The 16,592-nt window shown below is 40.4% G+C and carries 11 protein-coding genes; 10 read left to right on the plus strand and 1 reads right to left on the minus strand.

Going from position 1 to position 16,592, the window contains the following annotated elements; all coding sequences use genetic code 11:
- The first annotated feature begins 15 nt into the window (after positions 1–15).
- Entirely contained in the window at positions 16–1,098 is a 1,083-nt protein-coding gene (gene recF / locus Q4486_RS07765) for a DNA replication/repair protein RecF (RefSeq protein ID WP_303518975.1), read from the plus strand.
- Positions 1,099–1,128: 30 nt separating this feature from the next.
- Positions 1,129–3,558, plus strand: a complete 2,430-nt coding sequence (gene gyrB / locus Q4486_RS07770; protein ID WP_303417402.1) for a DNA topoisomerase (ATP-hydrolyzing) subunit B — start codon at positions 1,129–1,131, stop codon at positions 3,556–3,558.
- 111 nt (positions 3,559–3,669) lie between these two features.
- Here the strand turns inward: gyrB and Q4486_RS07775 are convergent, their stop codons facing one another.
- Positions 3,670–8,160, minus strand: a complete 4,491-nt coding sequence (locus Q4486_RS07775) for an NACHT domain-containing NTPase (RefSeq protein ID WP_303518976.1) — start codon at positions 8,158–8,160, stop codon at positions 3,670–3,672.
- A 309-nt stretch (positions 8,161–8,469) separates the two neighbouring features.
- Here Q4486_RS07775 and Q4486_RS07780 point away from each other — a divergent pair, with 309 nt between their 5' ends.
- The 8 genes from Q4486_RS07780 to Q4486_RS07810 all read left to right on the plus strand — a co-directional run bounded on the left by Q4486_RS07780 (position 8,470) and on the right by Q4486_RS07810 (position 16,158).
- Positions 8,470–8,880 carry a helix-turn-helix domain-containing protein gene (locus Q4486_RS07780; protein ID WP_303518977.1) on the plus strand — a complete coding sequence of 137 codons (411 nt, stop codon included), beginning with the start codon at positions 8,470–8,472 and terminating at the stop codon, positions 8,878–8,880.
- 553 nt (positions 8,881–9,433) lie between these two features.
- Positions 9,434–9,589 carry a DUF2813 domain-containing protein gene (locus Q4486_RS15760; RefSeq protein WP_368500064.1) on the plus strand — a complete coding sequence of 52 codons (156 nt, stop codon included), beginning with the start codon at positions 9,434–9,436 and terminating at the stop codon, positions 9,587–9,589.
- Positions 9,590–9,879: 290 nt separating this feature from the next.
- Positions 9,880–10,089 (plus strand): hypothetical protein, encoded by a 210-nt coding sequence (locus Q4486_RS07785; protein WP_067984757.1) that lies wholly within the window; start codon positions 9,880–9,882, stop codon positions 10,087–10,089.
- A 99-nt stretch (positions 10,090–10,188) separates the two neighbouring features.
- Positions 10,189–10,593 (plus strand): helix-turn-helix domain-containing protein, encoded by a 405-nt coding sequence (locus Q4486_RS07790; RefSeq protein ID WP_067984759.1) that lies wholly within the window; start codon positions 10,189–10,191, stop codon positions 10,591–10,593.
- Between the two features lie 149 nt (positions 10,594–10,742).
- Complete coding sequence (locus Q4486_RS07795; RefSeq protein WP_067984761.1) at positions 10,743–11,504, plus strand: TnsA endonuclease N-terminal domain-containing protein; 762 nt, start codon at positions 10,743–10,745, stop codon at positions 11,502–11,504.
- A complete protein-coding gene (locus Q4486_RS07800; RefSeq protein ID WP_067984766.1) occupies positions 11,446–13,344 on the plus strand; it encodes a Mu transposase C-terminal domain-containing protein in 1,899 nt (632 codons plus the stop codon). The genes Q4486_RS07795 and Q4486_RS07800 overlap by 59 nt, the downstream gene beginning before the upstream one ends.
- The gene (locus Q4486_RS07805) at positions 13,337–14,275 is read left to right on the plus strand and encodes a TniB family NTP-binding protein (RefSeq protein ID WP_303518979.1); all 939 of its coding nucleotides are present in this window, start codon (positions 13,337–13,339) and stop codon (positions 14,273–14,275) included. The genes Q4486_RS07800 and Q4486_RS07805 overlap by 8 nt, the downstream gene beginning before the upstream one ends.
- On the plus strand, positions 14,275–16,158 hold the full coding sequence (locus Q4486_RS07810; RefSeq protein ID WP_067984770.1) for a TniQ family protein: 1,884 nt from the start codon (positions 14,275–14,277) through the stop codon (positions 16,156–16,158). The genes Q4486_RS07805 and Q4486_RS07810 overlap by 1 nt, the downstream gene beginning before the upstream one ends.
- The last annotated feature ends 434 nt before the right edge of the window (positions 16,159–16,592 follow it).

Below are 16,592 nucleotides of genomic sequence, written 5' to 3' on the forward strand. Positions count from 1 at the left end.
CTTTATTCCCTCCTGATGTCCATTTCTAAGCTCCAGATTAAATCTGTGCGTAATATCAGCTCAATTAATCTTGAGCCATCTCCTGCTATCAACATCATTTGTGGTGAAAACGGTAGCGGTAAAACCAGTATTCTCGAATCGATCAATATTTTGGGTCTTACTCGCTCCTTCCGAACCAATAAAGCCCATCATGTAGTGCAGAATGATCAGCGCGCTTCCGTTGTGTTTGGTTCTATCGATCCGATGATGCAAGGTTTAAAGCAATCCCTGGGTGTTGAGCGTCCAAGTGAGGGTGAAGCAAGGATCCGTTTTGAAGGCTCAGATATAGGTCTTTCTACCCTTGCAGAGCTCATTCCACTGCAAGTTATTAACTCCGATACATTCCTATTATTGGAAGGATCGCCTGCTATTCGGCGACAGTTTTTAGACTGGGGCGTTTTTCATGCAGATAAAGCCTTTATTCAGCTCTGGAGAGGCTTCAGAAGAGTATTAAAACAGCGGAACACATTGCTTAAATGTGGTAAGATTGACAATCAGTTACGTCAGGTTTGGGATAGTGAATTTATCGCCTTTTCAGACCAGCTAACTCGCTTGAGAAAAGAGTACCTCTGCTTGCTAAAACCGGAGTTTGATTCGGTGGTTTCACAGCTACTTGAGGGTACCAAAATCGAGTTGGGTTTTAGCTACGGCTGGGATAAAAAACGACAGTTAGATGAAGTGTTAGCGAGCAACTTTGAACGCGACCTTCGTCAAGGCTTTACCGGCAACGGACCTCAACGGGCTGATCTGCGTTTAAAGGTTGATGGTCATAATGCGGCTGAACGTCTATCCCGAGGCCAGAAAAAATTAGTGGTCAGTGCCCTTAAGCTAGCTCAAGGCGCACTGTTTCAGCGGATGAACAGCCGCCCCTGTATCTATCTGATCGATGATCTACCTTCAGAGTTAGATCAGGTACATGGAGAACTGTTCTGTAAAGTGTTGGAGCAAAGCTCTAACCAGTGTTTTATAACTTGTGTCGACGACAGTGCTTTAAAGACATACTGGAGTCCACAAACGGAAATAGCCACTTTTCGTATAGCAGAAGGTAGCCTTTGCTAACTCACTGTACGGAAGCGTTAGGAGACTTGAATGAGCGGCGAAAATAATCAAGATTATGATTCCTCCAGTATCAAGGTATTAAAAGGCCTAGATGCAGTCAGGAAACGCCCAGGCATGTATATTGGTGACACAGACGACGGTACAGGTCTGCACCACATGGTATTTGAGGTTGTTGATAACTCGATCGATGAAGCCTTAGCGGGTCATTGTGACGAGATTAAAGTCGTCATCCACCCTGACGAGAGTGTTACGGTTTCCGATAACGGTCGTGGTATCCCAACCGATATCCACGAAGAGGAAGGGATCTCAGCTGCCGAAGTTATTATGACGGTACTCCATGCCGGCGGTAAGTTTGATGATAACTCCTATAAAGTATCCGGTGGTTTGCATGGCGTAGGTGTCTCTGTTGTAAACGCCCTCTCCTCCAAATTAAAAATGACCATCCGTCGTAACGGCAAAGTGCATGAGCAGGTTTACTCACACGGTGAACCACAGTCGCCTTTAACCGTTGTTGGAGAAACGGATACCAGCGGTACTATGGTACGTTTCTGGCCTTCAGAAGATACCTTTACTAATCACTTAACCTTTAAGTTTGAGATACTCGCAAAACGTCTTCGTGAGCTATCATTCTTGAACTCTGGTGTTCGTATTGTCCTTAAAGATGAGCGTTCAGCCATTGAAGAAGTGTTTGAATATGAAGGTGGTTTAAGCTCATTTGTTGATTACCTAAACACCAACAAAACCACCGTCAATAAAGTCTTCCACTTTACCGCTGATCACGAAAGCGGCGTTGCAGTTGAAGTAGCGATGCAGTGGAATGACTCTTACCAAGAAAGTATTCACTGTTTTACTAACAACATTCCACAGCGCGATGGTGGTACCCACCTTTCAGGCTTCCGTGCCGCGCTGACTCGCTCTTTAAATACCTATATTGAAAGCGAAGGCCTTAACAAAGGCGGTAAAGTTAGCACAACAGGTGATGATAGCCGTGAAGGTCTAACCGCGATTATTTCGGTTAAAGTGCCTGATCCTAAGTTCTCATCACAGACCAAAGATAAGTTAGTGTCATCTGAAGTTAAATCTGCGGTTGAGCAGACGATGGGTGAACTACTCGCCGACTACCTACGTGAAAACCCACAGGAAGCTAAAGCGGTCGTATCTAAAATGATCGACGCTGCCCGTGCCCGTGAAGCGGCGCGTAAAGCCCGTGAGATGACACGTCGTAAAGGCGCACTAGATATCGCTGGCCTACCCGGCAAGCTTGCTGACTGTCAGGAAAAAGATCCTGCACTGTCCGAAATCTACCTAGTGGAGGGTGATTCTGCGGGTGGATCGGCTAAACAGGGCCGTTCACGTAAAACGCAGGCGATTCTACCGCTTAAAGGTAAAATCCTTAACGTAGAAAAAGCACGTTTCGACAAGATGCTAAGCTCGGTCGAGGTTGGCACACTGATCACAGCCCTAGGCTGTGGTATAGGTCGAGAAGAGTACAACCCAGACAAACTACGTTACCACCACATCATCATCATGACCGATGCCGACGTGGATGGATCCCATATCCGTACCCTACTTCTGACCTTCTTCTTCCGTCAGATGCCGGAACTGATTGAACGGGGTTACATCTACATCGCTCAGCCACCGCTGTACAAAATCAAGAAAGGTAAGCAAGAGCAGTACCTTAAAGATGATGAAGCTTTGGATTCATACTTACTGCAAGGCGCCCTAGACGGTACAACCTTGCACGTTAATCCAAATGCACCAGGTATTGGCGGTCAAGAGCTACAGACGCTTATATACGACTACCGTGCGGTTATTCGCACCATTAACCGTATGTCTCGTGTATATCCGTTTGCCCTACTTAAATCGCTTATCAACGTATCCGTGCCTTTCCCACGTGAAACAATGACAGACCAAGCGGCTGTCGCTGAATGGTGTGACGTCTTTGATGATGCCCTTGCCGGCTTCTCTGATAAAGCGGTTAGCTACCAATGTGTCGTGGTAGAAGATAAAGAGCACAGCAACTTTGTCCCTAAAGTAATGATGCTTCAGCACGGCGTGTCCCACGACTACGTTCTAAATGAAGAGTTCTTCGCCTCCCGCGAATACAGCTCCATTATTAAAATGGCCGGTACACTGGCAGGCTTACTTGAAGAAGGTGCTTACCTACAACGGGGCGAACGCACCCGTGAGATCACCGACTTTGAAGAGGGCCTAAACTGGTTGCTCGATCTGTCCCGCCGCGGCCACTACATCCAGCGCTACAAAGGACTAGGTGAGATGAACCCAGAACAGCTTTGGGAAACCACCATGGACCCAGAGTCACGTCGTATGCTTCAAGTAACGATTGAAGATGCGATTACCGCAGATCAGCTATTCACCACCCTAATGGGTGACGAAGTTGAACCGCGTCGTAACTTTATCGAAGCCAATGCACTACAAGTTGCTAACTTAGATGTGTAGTTTGTAAGCTGTCGGTTCTCATAAGTAATGAAATGAAATCTCATATGTAGTGAAATGAGATCATTATTTAGAATGAAATTGAAAAGCAGCTGAATGGCTGCTTTTTTGTTCCTATGGTTTATTAGTTCTATCGCTAAACCAGGTTGATGACTCTACCCCTCTGCCTGACTTCCAGCATATACCCTCAGATCTTCGCCATGAAGCGTTAGAGTTACTTCCCCCTGGCCATGCATTCCTTTCAGCGATCATTATCGAAATGAATGTATATTCATCTTTTGACAGTAATTCAGCGTCATCTATTCTAAGTAAGCAAATACTTCCTCCGTCCTCTCCTTTGAACTCTTTGAATACAATTTCATTACTTTCGTTAATCCAAACACCAGATTGATTTTTGTTTGAGGTCAGGCCTAACTCATTTGCCAGCCAAGCAGTAGGAAGGTGGCTTGAATAGCCTTCAGGTAGCGCTGCGTCTAAGTGGGATTCCCACACATAATTTGTAGCTAAGTGCGCTAATCTGCAACCTTCTGGTGCATAGTGTAGATCCTTCAGCCACTTTTCTTTTGGCCAAGTATGTCTCCACGGAGCTTCGTTGAGGAATGCTGCATCAGTGATATCTTGGGGACTCCAGTCACTAAAGTGGATGCTTTCTTTTTCTTTAAAGCTTTTAACTATTTTTACTATATCCTTAGAGCTCACCATCAAGGTTGAGACAAACCGAAATTCTTGTAACTTTAAGCTGTGTTCCCCTTTAAATTCATCCTCGTATTTATGAGTAATAGATTGATGCTCATATATCACCAACCACTCGGTTCCATCAGGATCTCTTCTTACAGGTAAAGCTTTTATTTGATCTGCAGGATCTGATTTAAAAGGCCAGGAGGGTAGATCCATTTCTTCGACTTGATCAATAGATATAACTGGATTGAACGCCCAAGAATTTGAATGAGGTTGAATGTTACTGTGATTAGCTCTTTCCTGAAGAATAGTAGGGTCTATATCACGTACGAACCCTATATCTAGAGGGCTACAGTACGGTTGAGGTAATTCTGAATCATACTCTTCACTCATCCAATAATTGTCAGCTAATCTACACAGTAGTTCATTAAGTGCCATCCACTGATACTTCTTTCCTATTCTTTCAACACTTGGTCGATCTCGACTGTAGCTCAGATCAGTTGATCTATCATATGTGAATCTTTTGCTATTCCAGCCATAATCATAGGCTTTCTTTGCAACCCATCTTTTCAGAGAGTTTAGATCAAAAGTTTTTCTTTTCTCTGTGTTGTCTTTTAATAGGTATGGATTGATATCAAGGCAAAACCTTTTGGCCTCACTATCCGAGAGGAGTTCTAATAGGGTGGCTTTAGCCACGGTGATATCATTCATCCACTGTTCTAACTGTTCCTTGGTCGGCTTTTTGCTGTCAGCCTCTATAGACAGTTTATAGATTCCATAGCTGTAGGGATTACATACCTTCTTTAGCTCATCATATGCTTCCCTTTTCTTTTTATTATCACCGATAACTTCCATCTCAAAGGCTTGGGCCTTTTGTCTAGAACTTAAGCTAACTTTTTTATCCAATGTTGTACGAAGGAATCCCCTAACTCTTGGCTCTATTTCATATCTTGAAAAATCACCAAATGATGTTGCTGAGAGAAGAATTTGATCATCGCCGGCTTTATCAGAGACTTTCCTAATTAATTCTTCAGAGACATGCAGCCTTAACTTGGGTGACTTATATGGTGGATAACACTTATCCCGCTCTACGAAATCTGGAAGTGCGTCGTTTTGTTCTGCTAACTCAATAATACCTAGTGAAAAATCTCTTAACAGTAGAGATAAAGGGGGCTGACCTTGCTTAAAAACTGATTCATATACAATAGTTGCGTAGCTGATTAACCTGTTTCTATCTGAGTTTATACAACATGAAGAGAAAGCTGCTGCGTAAATTCGTTCATGGAGATATAGATCATCTACAGTCCTAAATTGTTCAACAATCTTAGGAAACAAACTTTCATTGAAGAGAAATAGATTGGCTACTGCTTTCGTAGATTTGTCACGAATAGTTCTGTTAGAGGATGTTAAAAACCAGCAAAGCATAAGAGCTGCCAAGTACTGATTTTCTGGTTTAGTGGTATCTGTTTGTCCTGCATGGCACCAATCGATCAAAGCACCGAGGTGAGAAATACTGTCATCATCTTGCGAGTTCACCCATAAGGTCCAATATGCATCGCGATCAGGCGTATTATATTTTATGAGATGATTATGCATAAATCCGGCATTCCATGGATGTGTTGCCGAGGTTGCTACTTGTAGCAATAAATCCAAAGAATCAGATCTATGCGAGCTATAGTTATTTAGTAACTGTAAAGTCCGCTTAGTGAACGCTTCATGATCTCTCCACTTGATACTCTCAGCAAAGATTTCGTGAAGTTCCCATTTGGCCCACCATACATCAAAGCCCCCAGGTAGGGCATCTACTAGCTCAGTTTGGAGTCTTTCTGGTAGCGCTACACTAAGTGCATCTAATAATCCGCGCCATTTCCAAGCTAGCCTGTCTTCAGATATACAAAAATCTAAAACACCATTATTACCGAATAGATCTAAGGGGTTATTTGTTTCACTAAGTGACTTCTCTGCCATCAGAAAGTCTTGGAAGCGCTGAAAGCTAAACCTGATAATATCGTCGTCATCGAAGATGTCATCAGATGGGTTTGGATCTCTTCTTAGTATTCCATGATTAATGAATACAGTTAGCCAGTCAGATTCAGTTTTAGGATTTACATTCTTAAAATGACGATTGATTATTTCTAAGCAAGCGTCTAGTCCAAGGTGGTCGGCTTGTTGTTCGAGCATACTACCGGCAATATCTTGGCATGCTCGTGCTAACTTACTAGATGATGCTAATCCACCTTCTTGGTGTTTTATATTTCTTTCTAAACTATCAAGGTAGAAGCGGAGGATCTTTCTAGATCCGTTGAGGCCTGGAGGCAGTTCCGATTTATTGTCCCTTTCCAGGGAAATGCATATAGACCGTAAAAAAAGTGGGTTAATAAATTCAGGTGATAACCAAGGTGTGCTTGGGCGAACAATACCCTTACGATCTAGATAAATGCGAGCTGCATTTGCTTGCTCTTCGATAGTTTCAAACCCACGGATAGAGAAGCATGGGATCTGGGTAGATACTTCTGTTGGAATAGCTAACTCGAAGTATTCAGAACGACACGAAATAATGCAGCATATATGAGAGTAGTCTCTTAGCTTGTTCAGAATGCTAGCAATATTACTATCCCAATACTTACTACCAACGCCTTCATTAATAGCATCAATTAATAGGAGAACTCGTGTGCCAGACGCTTTTCCCGAGGCATCAATTGCCCCTAATAACTCTTCGGTTGAGTACTCCGTTAGGCCCAGCATTTGTGAGATCTGAGTCCAAATTTCAGTGTTAGTTATCCTTTGACCAAGAAGGAGTATTGCTGGATGTTTGTCATTTATAGCTGTTTCGGCACATTTTGCGAGTAAGTGGCTTTTACCAGAACCTGCATGGCCTTGTATGAATGCTGACTTTTGGCTTTCAGCGACCATATACCTAGAGTTGAGTAGCTCTTTAACTTTTCTAATGTGATCACTAAAGTCACGAATCTCTTTTAGTAGCCTATCTAAATAATACCTTTCAGAGCTGTTTCGTTCTAAACCTTGCTTGTAGTCCCAAAGCCATTGCTCTATATCATTTTTGGTATTGAATAGAATGTTGAGCAGGTTTTTCCACTTATCAATTTCCCAGCTATGCTGAGGATCTAGCTCTAATGAATCATGAATTATTGATATTTCAGCAATAGCATCTACTAAAGCTTTGATTGACTCTGAATCAGGTGATGTCTGAAGTTTTGATGAGAGATGATATGGAAATTTATATCTCTCTACATGACTAAGATGATTAGAAAGCTCTGCGATGTATTCAGGGGATCTTGAGATTACTGAGAATAGCTTTTGTATCTCAACGTCTACGTGATCTTCGGGATGAAACCTGTCGCCTAAACCATAAATGGATTCGTTTAGCTTTACATGATACCAGCCCATCGATAACTGTATATTTCCAAAAAAGTATTCAAGTAGTCCTTGTGACTTTTTTTTAGCAAGCAGTGCCGTGATTTCACTCTTTGTCCAAGGAGTGAACTTTATATCTGAAATTCCTTGATCCAACGCCCATTTGGACCATTTCTTCACATTATTGTCCCAATGCCCCCAGCCGCTCATTCCTTTACGTTTAACGCCGGATTTTTCAGTTAGGTCACAGGCGATGGCTATAACATAATTATCTAATTCTGGGTGTGTTTTGAGCGCCTGTTCAACGGACTTATCTATTTGACTCCAGTCGATATCTCCTGATCGAGTGAAATATTTAGCCTGGTATCCAATTTTCTTACCATCTACCTTTGTCCAGTAGGCTTCTACACCGCCATCTCCGCCAGCGCCTTCAACTCTTTTGTAGATAGAATCTGTAGGAACGTCTTCAAGTCTGCCAAGCTGACATATTAGTTCTTCAAAAGACTCACGTTGGCCTTGGTTGAAAGCATGGATATGGGAGAAATCGATCATCCTGAATGTTATCTCTAATCTGTAGTTTATTTAACAACTGCTACATTTTTTGGAAGCAAGCTCTTAAGAAGTTCATATATATCTGAAACTGAATTAGCAGTTTAATCAACTATAAGTTAGTTGTCTGTCTACATAAGTATTTGATTTCTTATTTACTTATCCTAGGGTACAAGCATGAGCTATAAAAAAACAAAGACAATTAAAAATTAAGATATATCTTAACTTATTGAAAAATAAGTATAAGTTGTGTTTTCACTGGTTTTTCACTAATATTTATGTAACTCATTTGTGAAGAACTTGGACTCAATAATGAACCCTTTCGGCATGTATCTCACAACACTACGACTGAAGCGTAGGTTCAAGCAGAAAGACCTAGCTAAATCGCTTAATGTGTATAGCAGCTATATCAGTGAGATCGAAAGCGGTAAAAGAAACCCTCCCTCGTCCAAAGTCATCAATTCTATTGCTGATGCAATGTCCCTATCTAAGAATGAGACTGTTCAGCTAAACGCTTATGCAGAGCAATCTATCAAAGTATTCCATGTGCCAGATGACCTGCCGATGGAAGGCTATTCATGTATGCACAAGTTGAGGCTGTCGATAAAGAACTTATCGGCGGAGCAGTTTAACGTGTTGGAGTCGATGAAAAATGTAAACGAAGCGTATAGAAAAAGAAAACGGGTACAGCCTGTAGCCTATTGGCAAGCTGGATCTTCTTAAAGTTTCAGAAGATTAGTGAATATCGCCTAAAAAAGAAAATTGCTGATCTGGATTTCGAGATTGAGTTTCTTGATCGGATTGATAAGGGTTATAAGGAATTGATCCGCGTTTCAATTAGGATAATCTGCTTTGGCCTTTGTTTGTGCTGTATAGGAGCCGTGTTGATTATCGGGGATAGTACCCTTGAGCTTCTATCCCCTCTAAGGCCTTATACGGTTATTCTTGCTATGACTCTCTTTGGTTCTGCTGCGGCAATCTTTTTCATGCATTTCAGATCACTGATAAAGAAAATGTTCAAAATAAGCTAATTGAAAAGAAGCAACAGCTCAAGAACAAGTTTGATGGCAACCTTTAAGTGATCAATTCGCGGATAGTGTCTTTAATTTGACGTAATTTACAAGAGTGTTTCTCTGCGAATGCATTGAAAGTTAATAAGGACTTCATCACAGCCGGTGATGTGCTATCGGATTGGGAATGTAATTTTTTATCAGGGAATTAGATGTGTATTTATCAAATTTAATAATTCAGAATTTCCGTAATTTTCAATTTATTAATATTCCGTAATTTTCAATTTATTAATATTCCATTGGCACAAAACATGGTAGTGCTAGGGGAAAACCGTGTAGGAAAAAGCAACCTTCTTTACGCAGTTAGATTAGTACTCGACTCGTCACTACCCGATTCTTCAAAGGCATCTAAAGTTCTCTGATCTCTGGGATGGCGTTGACTTGTCTAACGACCCTCAAATAGAAGTACATTTCAAATAGAAGTACATTTGGATTTCTCCGAGTTCGATAGTGATGCGGCACTTACAGCGTTGTTGACAGACTTTCGTAGAGCCGATGAACCCACTGTGGCGAGACTAAGCTATGTGTTTAGGAAAAAGGCTGAAGTCTAGGAACCGCGACTTCTAGTGAAGATTATGAATTATTAGTCTTTGGCGGAGGTGATGAGACTCGATCAGTCCCTAATAGAGTGCGCCGTAGAATATCTTTGGATATGCTACATGCTCTGCGAGAGGCTGAAGCTCAATTGGTATCTTGGCGGAACTCTCCCCTTCGACCATTACTTGAAGATGCCCTTGCATCAGTTGATCGTGTCGACCTTGATGGTGTTGCAAGTGATCTTGAGTCTACAAATAACAAAGTAGAATCATTTGATTTATTTACTTCAGGAAAAATATATATGCAGTATATTGAAATACTATAATAATACAGTATATGTAACATATTGTTTATAAAGGGTTAATTGAGTTTTTTGCTGCTGTTTACTATAATGGGTTGACTTAATTAGCATGAGAGATAGGGTATGACTCCTTTTGGTCGTTACCTAGAGCTGAAGCGTAAAAGTAGGCATCTGAAACAGAAGCAATTAGCAAACTTGCTGGGCATTAATCCTAGCTATATAAGTTTGATGGAAACGGGCAAGAAGCCGCCTCCTGCTATTCATATCCGCGAAAAAATTTCTTTAGTATTAAACTTTAATCGAGATGAGAAACGCCAACTGAAGTTTTATGCTGAGCAATCTGCAAGGGTATTCCATTTACCTGATGACATTTCCTTGGAAGTCTACCTTTTAGCTAACCAGTTTCATAAATGTATTAGTGAACTTTCAGCTGGCCAAGCAGCAGCAATTCAATCTATTTTGAAAATAAATGATGTTACAGAAAAGAAGAGCCAAACTTCAGAATTAGTAATGGAGGATATTATGTAAACAAAAACGAGCCTAAGCATGCGCTTGGCCCGTTCGATTCGGTATAAATACCTGTAACTCGCAAATACAGTATCTATTTCCTTTCGAATTCAGTCAAGCGCCCTACTTTATATCGTGATTTTTATTACCTGATTAGGTAAGGGTTTTATATGTCTAAGAAAAATTTTGCTGTGCCTCAGAAGGTACGGTGCGGGGATGATTTTGCCTTTAATTTGGGTCCAGAGCTCAAACACAGTCGTTCAAGAGAACCTGTTACTCGTTCTAGAAGAACGATCCGAGGGCATTTTCCTTCAGTAAAAATGGAAAGGATGATTGATTGGGAGTCTCAATTAGAAAGGCGAGCTTGTCATCGTTTTGAATTTTCGCCTTCTATAAAACAGTACTATGAACAACCAGAGTCTATTTGGCTGTTCATTGAGGGTAAATATAGGAGGTATACACCCGATTTCAAGCTTCACTTTACTGACGGGAGCGTTTTAATCATAGAAATAAAACCTTTCGATCATTTGCAGAAAAGGGATATTAGAGACAAGTTAATTTTAGCATCTTTAGAGTTTGAGAAAGTCGGACGAAAATTTGGAGTTATAACGGACCAAGAGCTACCAAATAAGGAATTAGATCGCAATATTCACTTCCTTCGCCAGTACCAAAAGCTTCCATTTGGTGAGGCGGAAATTGAAAAAGCAAAGAAGTTCTGTGAAAAAACCTTATTACCTTCCATTTCTGGACTAGCGCAAATACTTGGTCGTCTTGGCACAGTATACGCCCTGCTTGCAAATAATGTATGTGGAACAGATATGAATAGGCCTATAGAGCCTGATTCGTTAATTATCTTTGTAGGAGATACTAACCATGAAACTTGCATCTTTTCGTACAGGTCAGCACCTGACTTTGAACTCGTCGACTTATGAAATTATTAGAACACTTGAAAATAAAGATGCTGTTTTGGAGAGGAAGCCAGACTTAGCAATTGTCCTGTATACGGAGGCTGAACTATCTGAAGCTCTTTCCAATGGCACTTTGTCTTTTATCGGTAACCTAGGGATTGATGAGGGTCTGCCAAAGGATGTTTCTTGCCTTTCTGAAAAGGACCAAGAGATAGCCTTTTCAAAGTTTGAATATATACAACAAATTATTGCTAGAGGAGGTGAAAGACCAAGCCTAAAGGCAGTAGAGGTATGGATAGACGACATTTCTGCAACCTTGGGTGACTGTTCACCTCCTAGTCCTATCACTATTTATCGTTGGTGGAGGGCCTGGTTTGAATCAGGTAAAGATATTTCTTCGCTAGCTCCTAAGCAAAAACTAGGTCGTCGTTCTTTTTATGTTCTGGAGCTTGGGCCAATGATTCTTGATGCTTCTGAGTCTCTGCTTTTAAAGGCTACGCCGCATACAAAAAGTGATGTATACGATTACATTTTGGCGAATATTAATGAATCCGCTATTAAGGGGGTTAGATATCAAAAGCCGTCTAAAGCGACTTTTTATCGTTTATTAGATAAGTTGTTAGATCCATTTGAGTTAATGGCTGCTCAAAAAGGGAAAACAGTGGCTAATAAGTTCTATAGGATGCATGGAGCGGGATATGTGACTTCTCGCATACTTGAGCGAGTGGAAATTGATCATACACCGTTAAATATTTTCGTAGTTGATGAAAATACCAAGAAAGTAATTGGTCGCCCAAATTTCACTTTAATTTTAGATCACTTTTCTAAGATGCCTTTAGGATTTTATATAGGCTTTGAACCCCCCTCTTCAGTATCAGTAATGCGTGCTATTCGACATGCAATTTTATCTAAGGATTATGTTAGTAAAGAGTTCCCTTCAATAAGGAATAGCTGGCCTGCTTATGGGTGCTTTACAACTCTTGCCTGTGATAATGGTTCAGAATTTCATGATCATCAGTTAAGACGGATGTGTAATGAGCTTAATACAGAGCTTTTCTTTTGCCCGTCAAAACAACCACATTATAAAGGGTCAGTTGAACGTTTTCTGGGTACTTTGAATAGAGCTGTATGCCATAAATTAAAAGGGACTTCTTATGGAAGTATATCTGAACGCGGGGAGTACGAATCAACAAAGCTTGCGTCTGTCACTTTAGATAAGCTTCGTGAACTGATTCATAAGTGGGTAATAGACATTTACATTCATAGTCCGCATGCAGGGCTGGATGATACACCGGCTAATGTTTGGAAGAACGGACTAAAAGATATCGAATTGATTCTGCCACAGAGCCGAGAGCGGCTTGATCTTATTCTGACAAAAGAATATGTCAGGAAGTTATCTCATGAAGGCATTCGTCTATTTAAACTTAATTATAGCTCTGATGAACTAAGGTTGTTTCGACAACAACTTAAAGCTAACGCAACTGTACATGTGCGAATTGACCCTGAAAACGTAGGTAAAATATGGGTTTTAGATAAAGCAAATCAACGTTATTTCAGCGTACCTTGTACTAAACCTGAATATGCTGAAGGCATCTCATTGAGACAGCATAGATCTGTACTATCTGTTCGCAATGAAAAAAAAGTGGCTGCCATTACTCCTAGTCTTCTTCAGGCAAAAAAAGAATTTACTGATCATGTAAATGAGCTTTCTAACAGCAAGAGTATTCGAGCTAAAACTCAAGCAGCACAACTTAAGCAAAACCCTATAGAAGTAATTTTAGATAACCCTAAGGATTTGGATCGCTCTGAATTGTTGGTTCCTCCTGGTTTAGAGGATTTTGATGTGGAGATAAAATATGAATAAGAACCAGATTGCATCATTATCTAAGCTAAATGGGCTGATAGTTCATCACCCTCAATTTGAGTGCGCGTACAAACAAATAAATGAATGTTATGAACTAAAAAATGCAGGTTTGCCGGTAAATTTTTTGTGTCTAGGTATGTCCGGTACAGGAAAAACAACATTGAAAGAGAAATTTCTCAATCAGCATCTTCCTTATCAGACTAGGGACCGAAAAATTGTACCAGTTCTTGTGGTCGATATACCCTCTTTACCTACCGTGAAGAATGTATCAGAAGCCGTATTGCTTGAATTAGGAGATCCTCTTTTTAACAGAGGTACTGCTATAGAAAAAACAAACAGGATTTTGACATTAGTAAAGACCTGTAAAGTACAACTTATTATTTTTGATGAACTACAACATTTTGTTGATCAGGGAAGCAAGTCTACACCTAGTCAGGCTGCGGACTGGTTGAAAACCATTATTGACCGATCAAACGCATCAGTCGTGCTTATGGGATTACAAAGAAGTGAGCACATTCTTCGTTTGAATGAGCAGCTCAGAAGGCGTTTTAGTCGTAGAATTAATTTAGAGCCCTTTTCTCTAGCTAAGATGAATAGCTATTGGGATTTTGTTCGTGTACTACGTGCCATGTTGAAGGTTGTGGACATGCAAGAGGAAACAAACCTGTCTGATAATTTGGTAAGGAGAATACATTATGCAACGAATGGGGTTATTGGTTACATGCAGACACTGCTTATGGCTGCATTTCGAAGTGCATCTAGTTTCGGCAGAAGTCACATAAGTGAGGAGGATTTCGAGGCTGCGTTTACGGAATCAATATGGTCTGCTGGGATTGGAACTAATAATCCATTTAATGAAGATTTTGTTTTTAAGAGGCTTATCAAGCCAGGTATGCCCTTCCATCGTTTGATGAGTCCGGAGGAAGTATAATGGCAACCTTAATTATTCCATTAGTCTATCCGAAAGCTTTTGAAGATGAGTCTCCTATTGGGTATTTAATTCGGGTTGTTGAGGCTAATGGTTATAAACGAGTTCAATGGCTATTTAGTGCTGATGGCGAGCCTTTTAGTTTTTCCCCTCAAAAGTTACTTGAAGCTTTGATTGATGCGAAATGGACTGGCTTTTATACATTCAAAGAACTGATATCTGCGATATACAACGTAGATCAGAAACTATTTCGTTTTGAATCGTTTCGTTACTGCAAAGAGTGTTTGAAAGAGAGGCCTTATCATCGTGCTAGCTGGCAGCTAAGTACTACAGTTGTTTGTGTTAAGCATAGGATGTGGCTCATTGATGAGTGTCGATCATGTGGTTCAAAGCTTAACTTCAAATCTATGTCCTCTATAACCTCATGTTGCTGTGGCGAGTCTTTGATAGATGTTGAGGATACAAATTATGTCCCAACAACAGTGTTGAGAATGCAGAACTTCCTGGATGGTAAATCGTGTATTGCAGAGCCCGATTTTGGGTTTAGTCATGCCTTCAACGGGCCTCTTTTTGATCGAGAGTATAGGCTTAAACTGATAATAAATTTTATTCGTTGGCAGCCTTCTGAAAATATGAAGAATTTAAAAACTGGCTACTTTACAGGGTTAAATACCTTCCCTGAAGCTAAATATTACTCGACAGCTTGTGCTGATGCTTGGTTTGCTACAGAGGAGGATTTTCAACGGTATCTAAGCTGTCTTCATTCAGAGGTTTTTAGTGATCAAAGCCGCGGAGATATTTATTTCAAAAGGTTTTACCAACGAATTTTTTCTATATGCACACATCCAAGTCAAGAATTGATCATTACTTCCATTCAGAATTATCTCAAGGATCACTGGACCTATGCGATAAATAAGAAGAACACACTATTCAGTAAAGAGGCGATCGAAAATCATAAGTGGATAGCGCTACAGCCTGCTTCTTCAGAATACAATATTTCAAAAGCTATGCTTCGAGAAGGAATTACTAGCGGCTCGATTAGATCTCGAATTAGACGTGTAAAATCAAGGGAAAATACAGTTATACACCGAGATGATGTTGTTGAATTTATCAATCAAGAGAAAACGTTTGTAAATGCAAAAGTAGCTATATCGCTTCTCGGTATAACTAAAAGTCAATTTTATGCTCTTATCGAAAGTGGTTTCATTGAAGGGATTTCTCCTGATGAGACAGTTAAAAAGGAATGGGTTATACACCTAGAGGATATATATGCACTGAAGAATTCTGTTTTTACTACCTTGCCACCTATAGAGGTCCAATATATTTATCTTCCTGAGGCTATTCGGAAAGTAGGAAATACTATAAAGAATCCCTTTATTACTATTGTTACAGCAATCAAAACACGTGAGCTTAAAGCCTTTGTTGATCCTAAGTATGTCGGGTTTAGGGGAGTCTGCATTGATATAGAAGATTTGAAGGATTGGTATTTACTAAAGCAGAAGAAGAAAAATCTTAACTATTTCAGCATTAACTCTTTGCGAAGATACTTTCAAGTATCTTCAATGCTTGTCCCCCAGCTTGTTGAAAAGGGATTAATCCAACGCATTAGGTTTAGTAAAAGGGATGAGGAGTTATCTATTACTCATAAGGAAGTGGATACTTTCAAGAACCGCTACGTACTACTATCAAAGTTGTCTAGAGTATGTGAAGTCTCATCCGCTGTTTTGATGGAGTTGTTCAGTGAAAAGGGAATCTATCCTGTAGATGATGATTGGGAAAAACCAGAACAGTTTGTTCAGAAAATCTATTACAGGTATGAACTTATCGACGTTCCGGAGGTACGCTCGATAGTCGCCTCCATGGATGACTGGAATTTTGTTTTCTAGGTAGGAATTGCTGATTGGTTGAGGTTTGTTATAAACAGTTCAGACCTTTTTAAGTTAAAATTTTGTTCTAACTAGTTTTGCTAAAACTACCTCAAAGTGCCTATCTGCTCATAGAGCTGGCCACAAATGAGTACTCAAACAAGTAACAACTAAACGGTCTGTTGGTCAATTGAACACCTGGCAAAGGTAAATATTCCAATCAGCTTCAAACATATCTAGGTGAGTGGCATACAATACACCCTGACCCCCACCCAACTCTTTCTACCTCTGATATAAGTGAATGGAGGAGAAACCTAAAAGGTCAAAAGGCTATTTTAATAATAATTGGTCAGAAGTCAGATTGGTTTGCATACTGGAATGGCAGCCAGGCTATCGTGATTAAACAACCGGTTAAGGAGATAAACAGCATGTGAGCATTTCACCATTGACCCCAT

It is taken from the genome of Neptuniibacter sp. 2_MG-2023, assembly GCF_030547495.1.
Classification (GTDB): domain Bacteria; phylum Pseudomonadota; class Gammaproteobacteria; order Pseudomonadales; family Balneatricaceae; genus Neptuniibacter.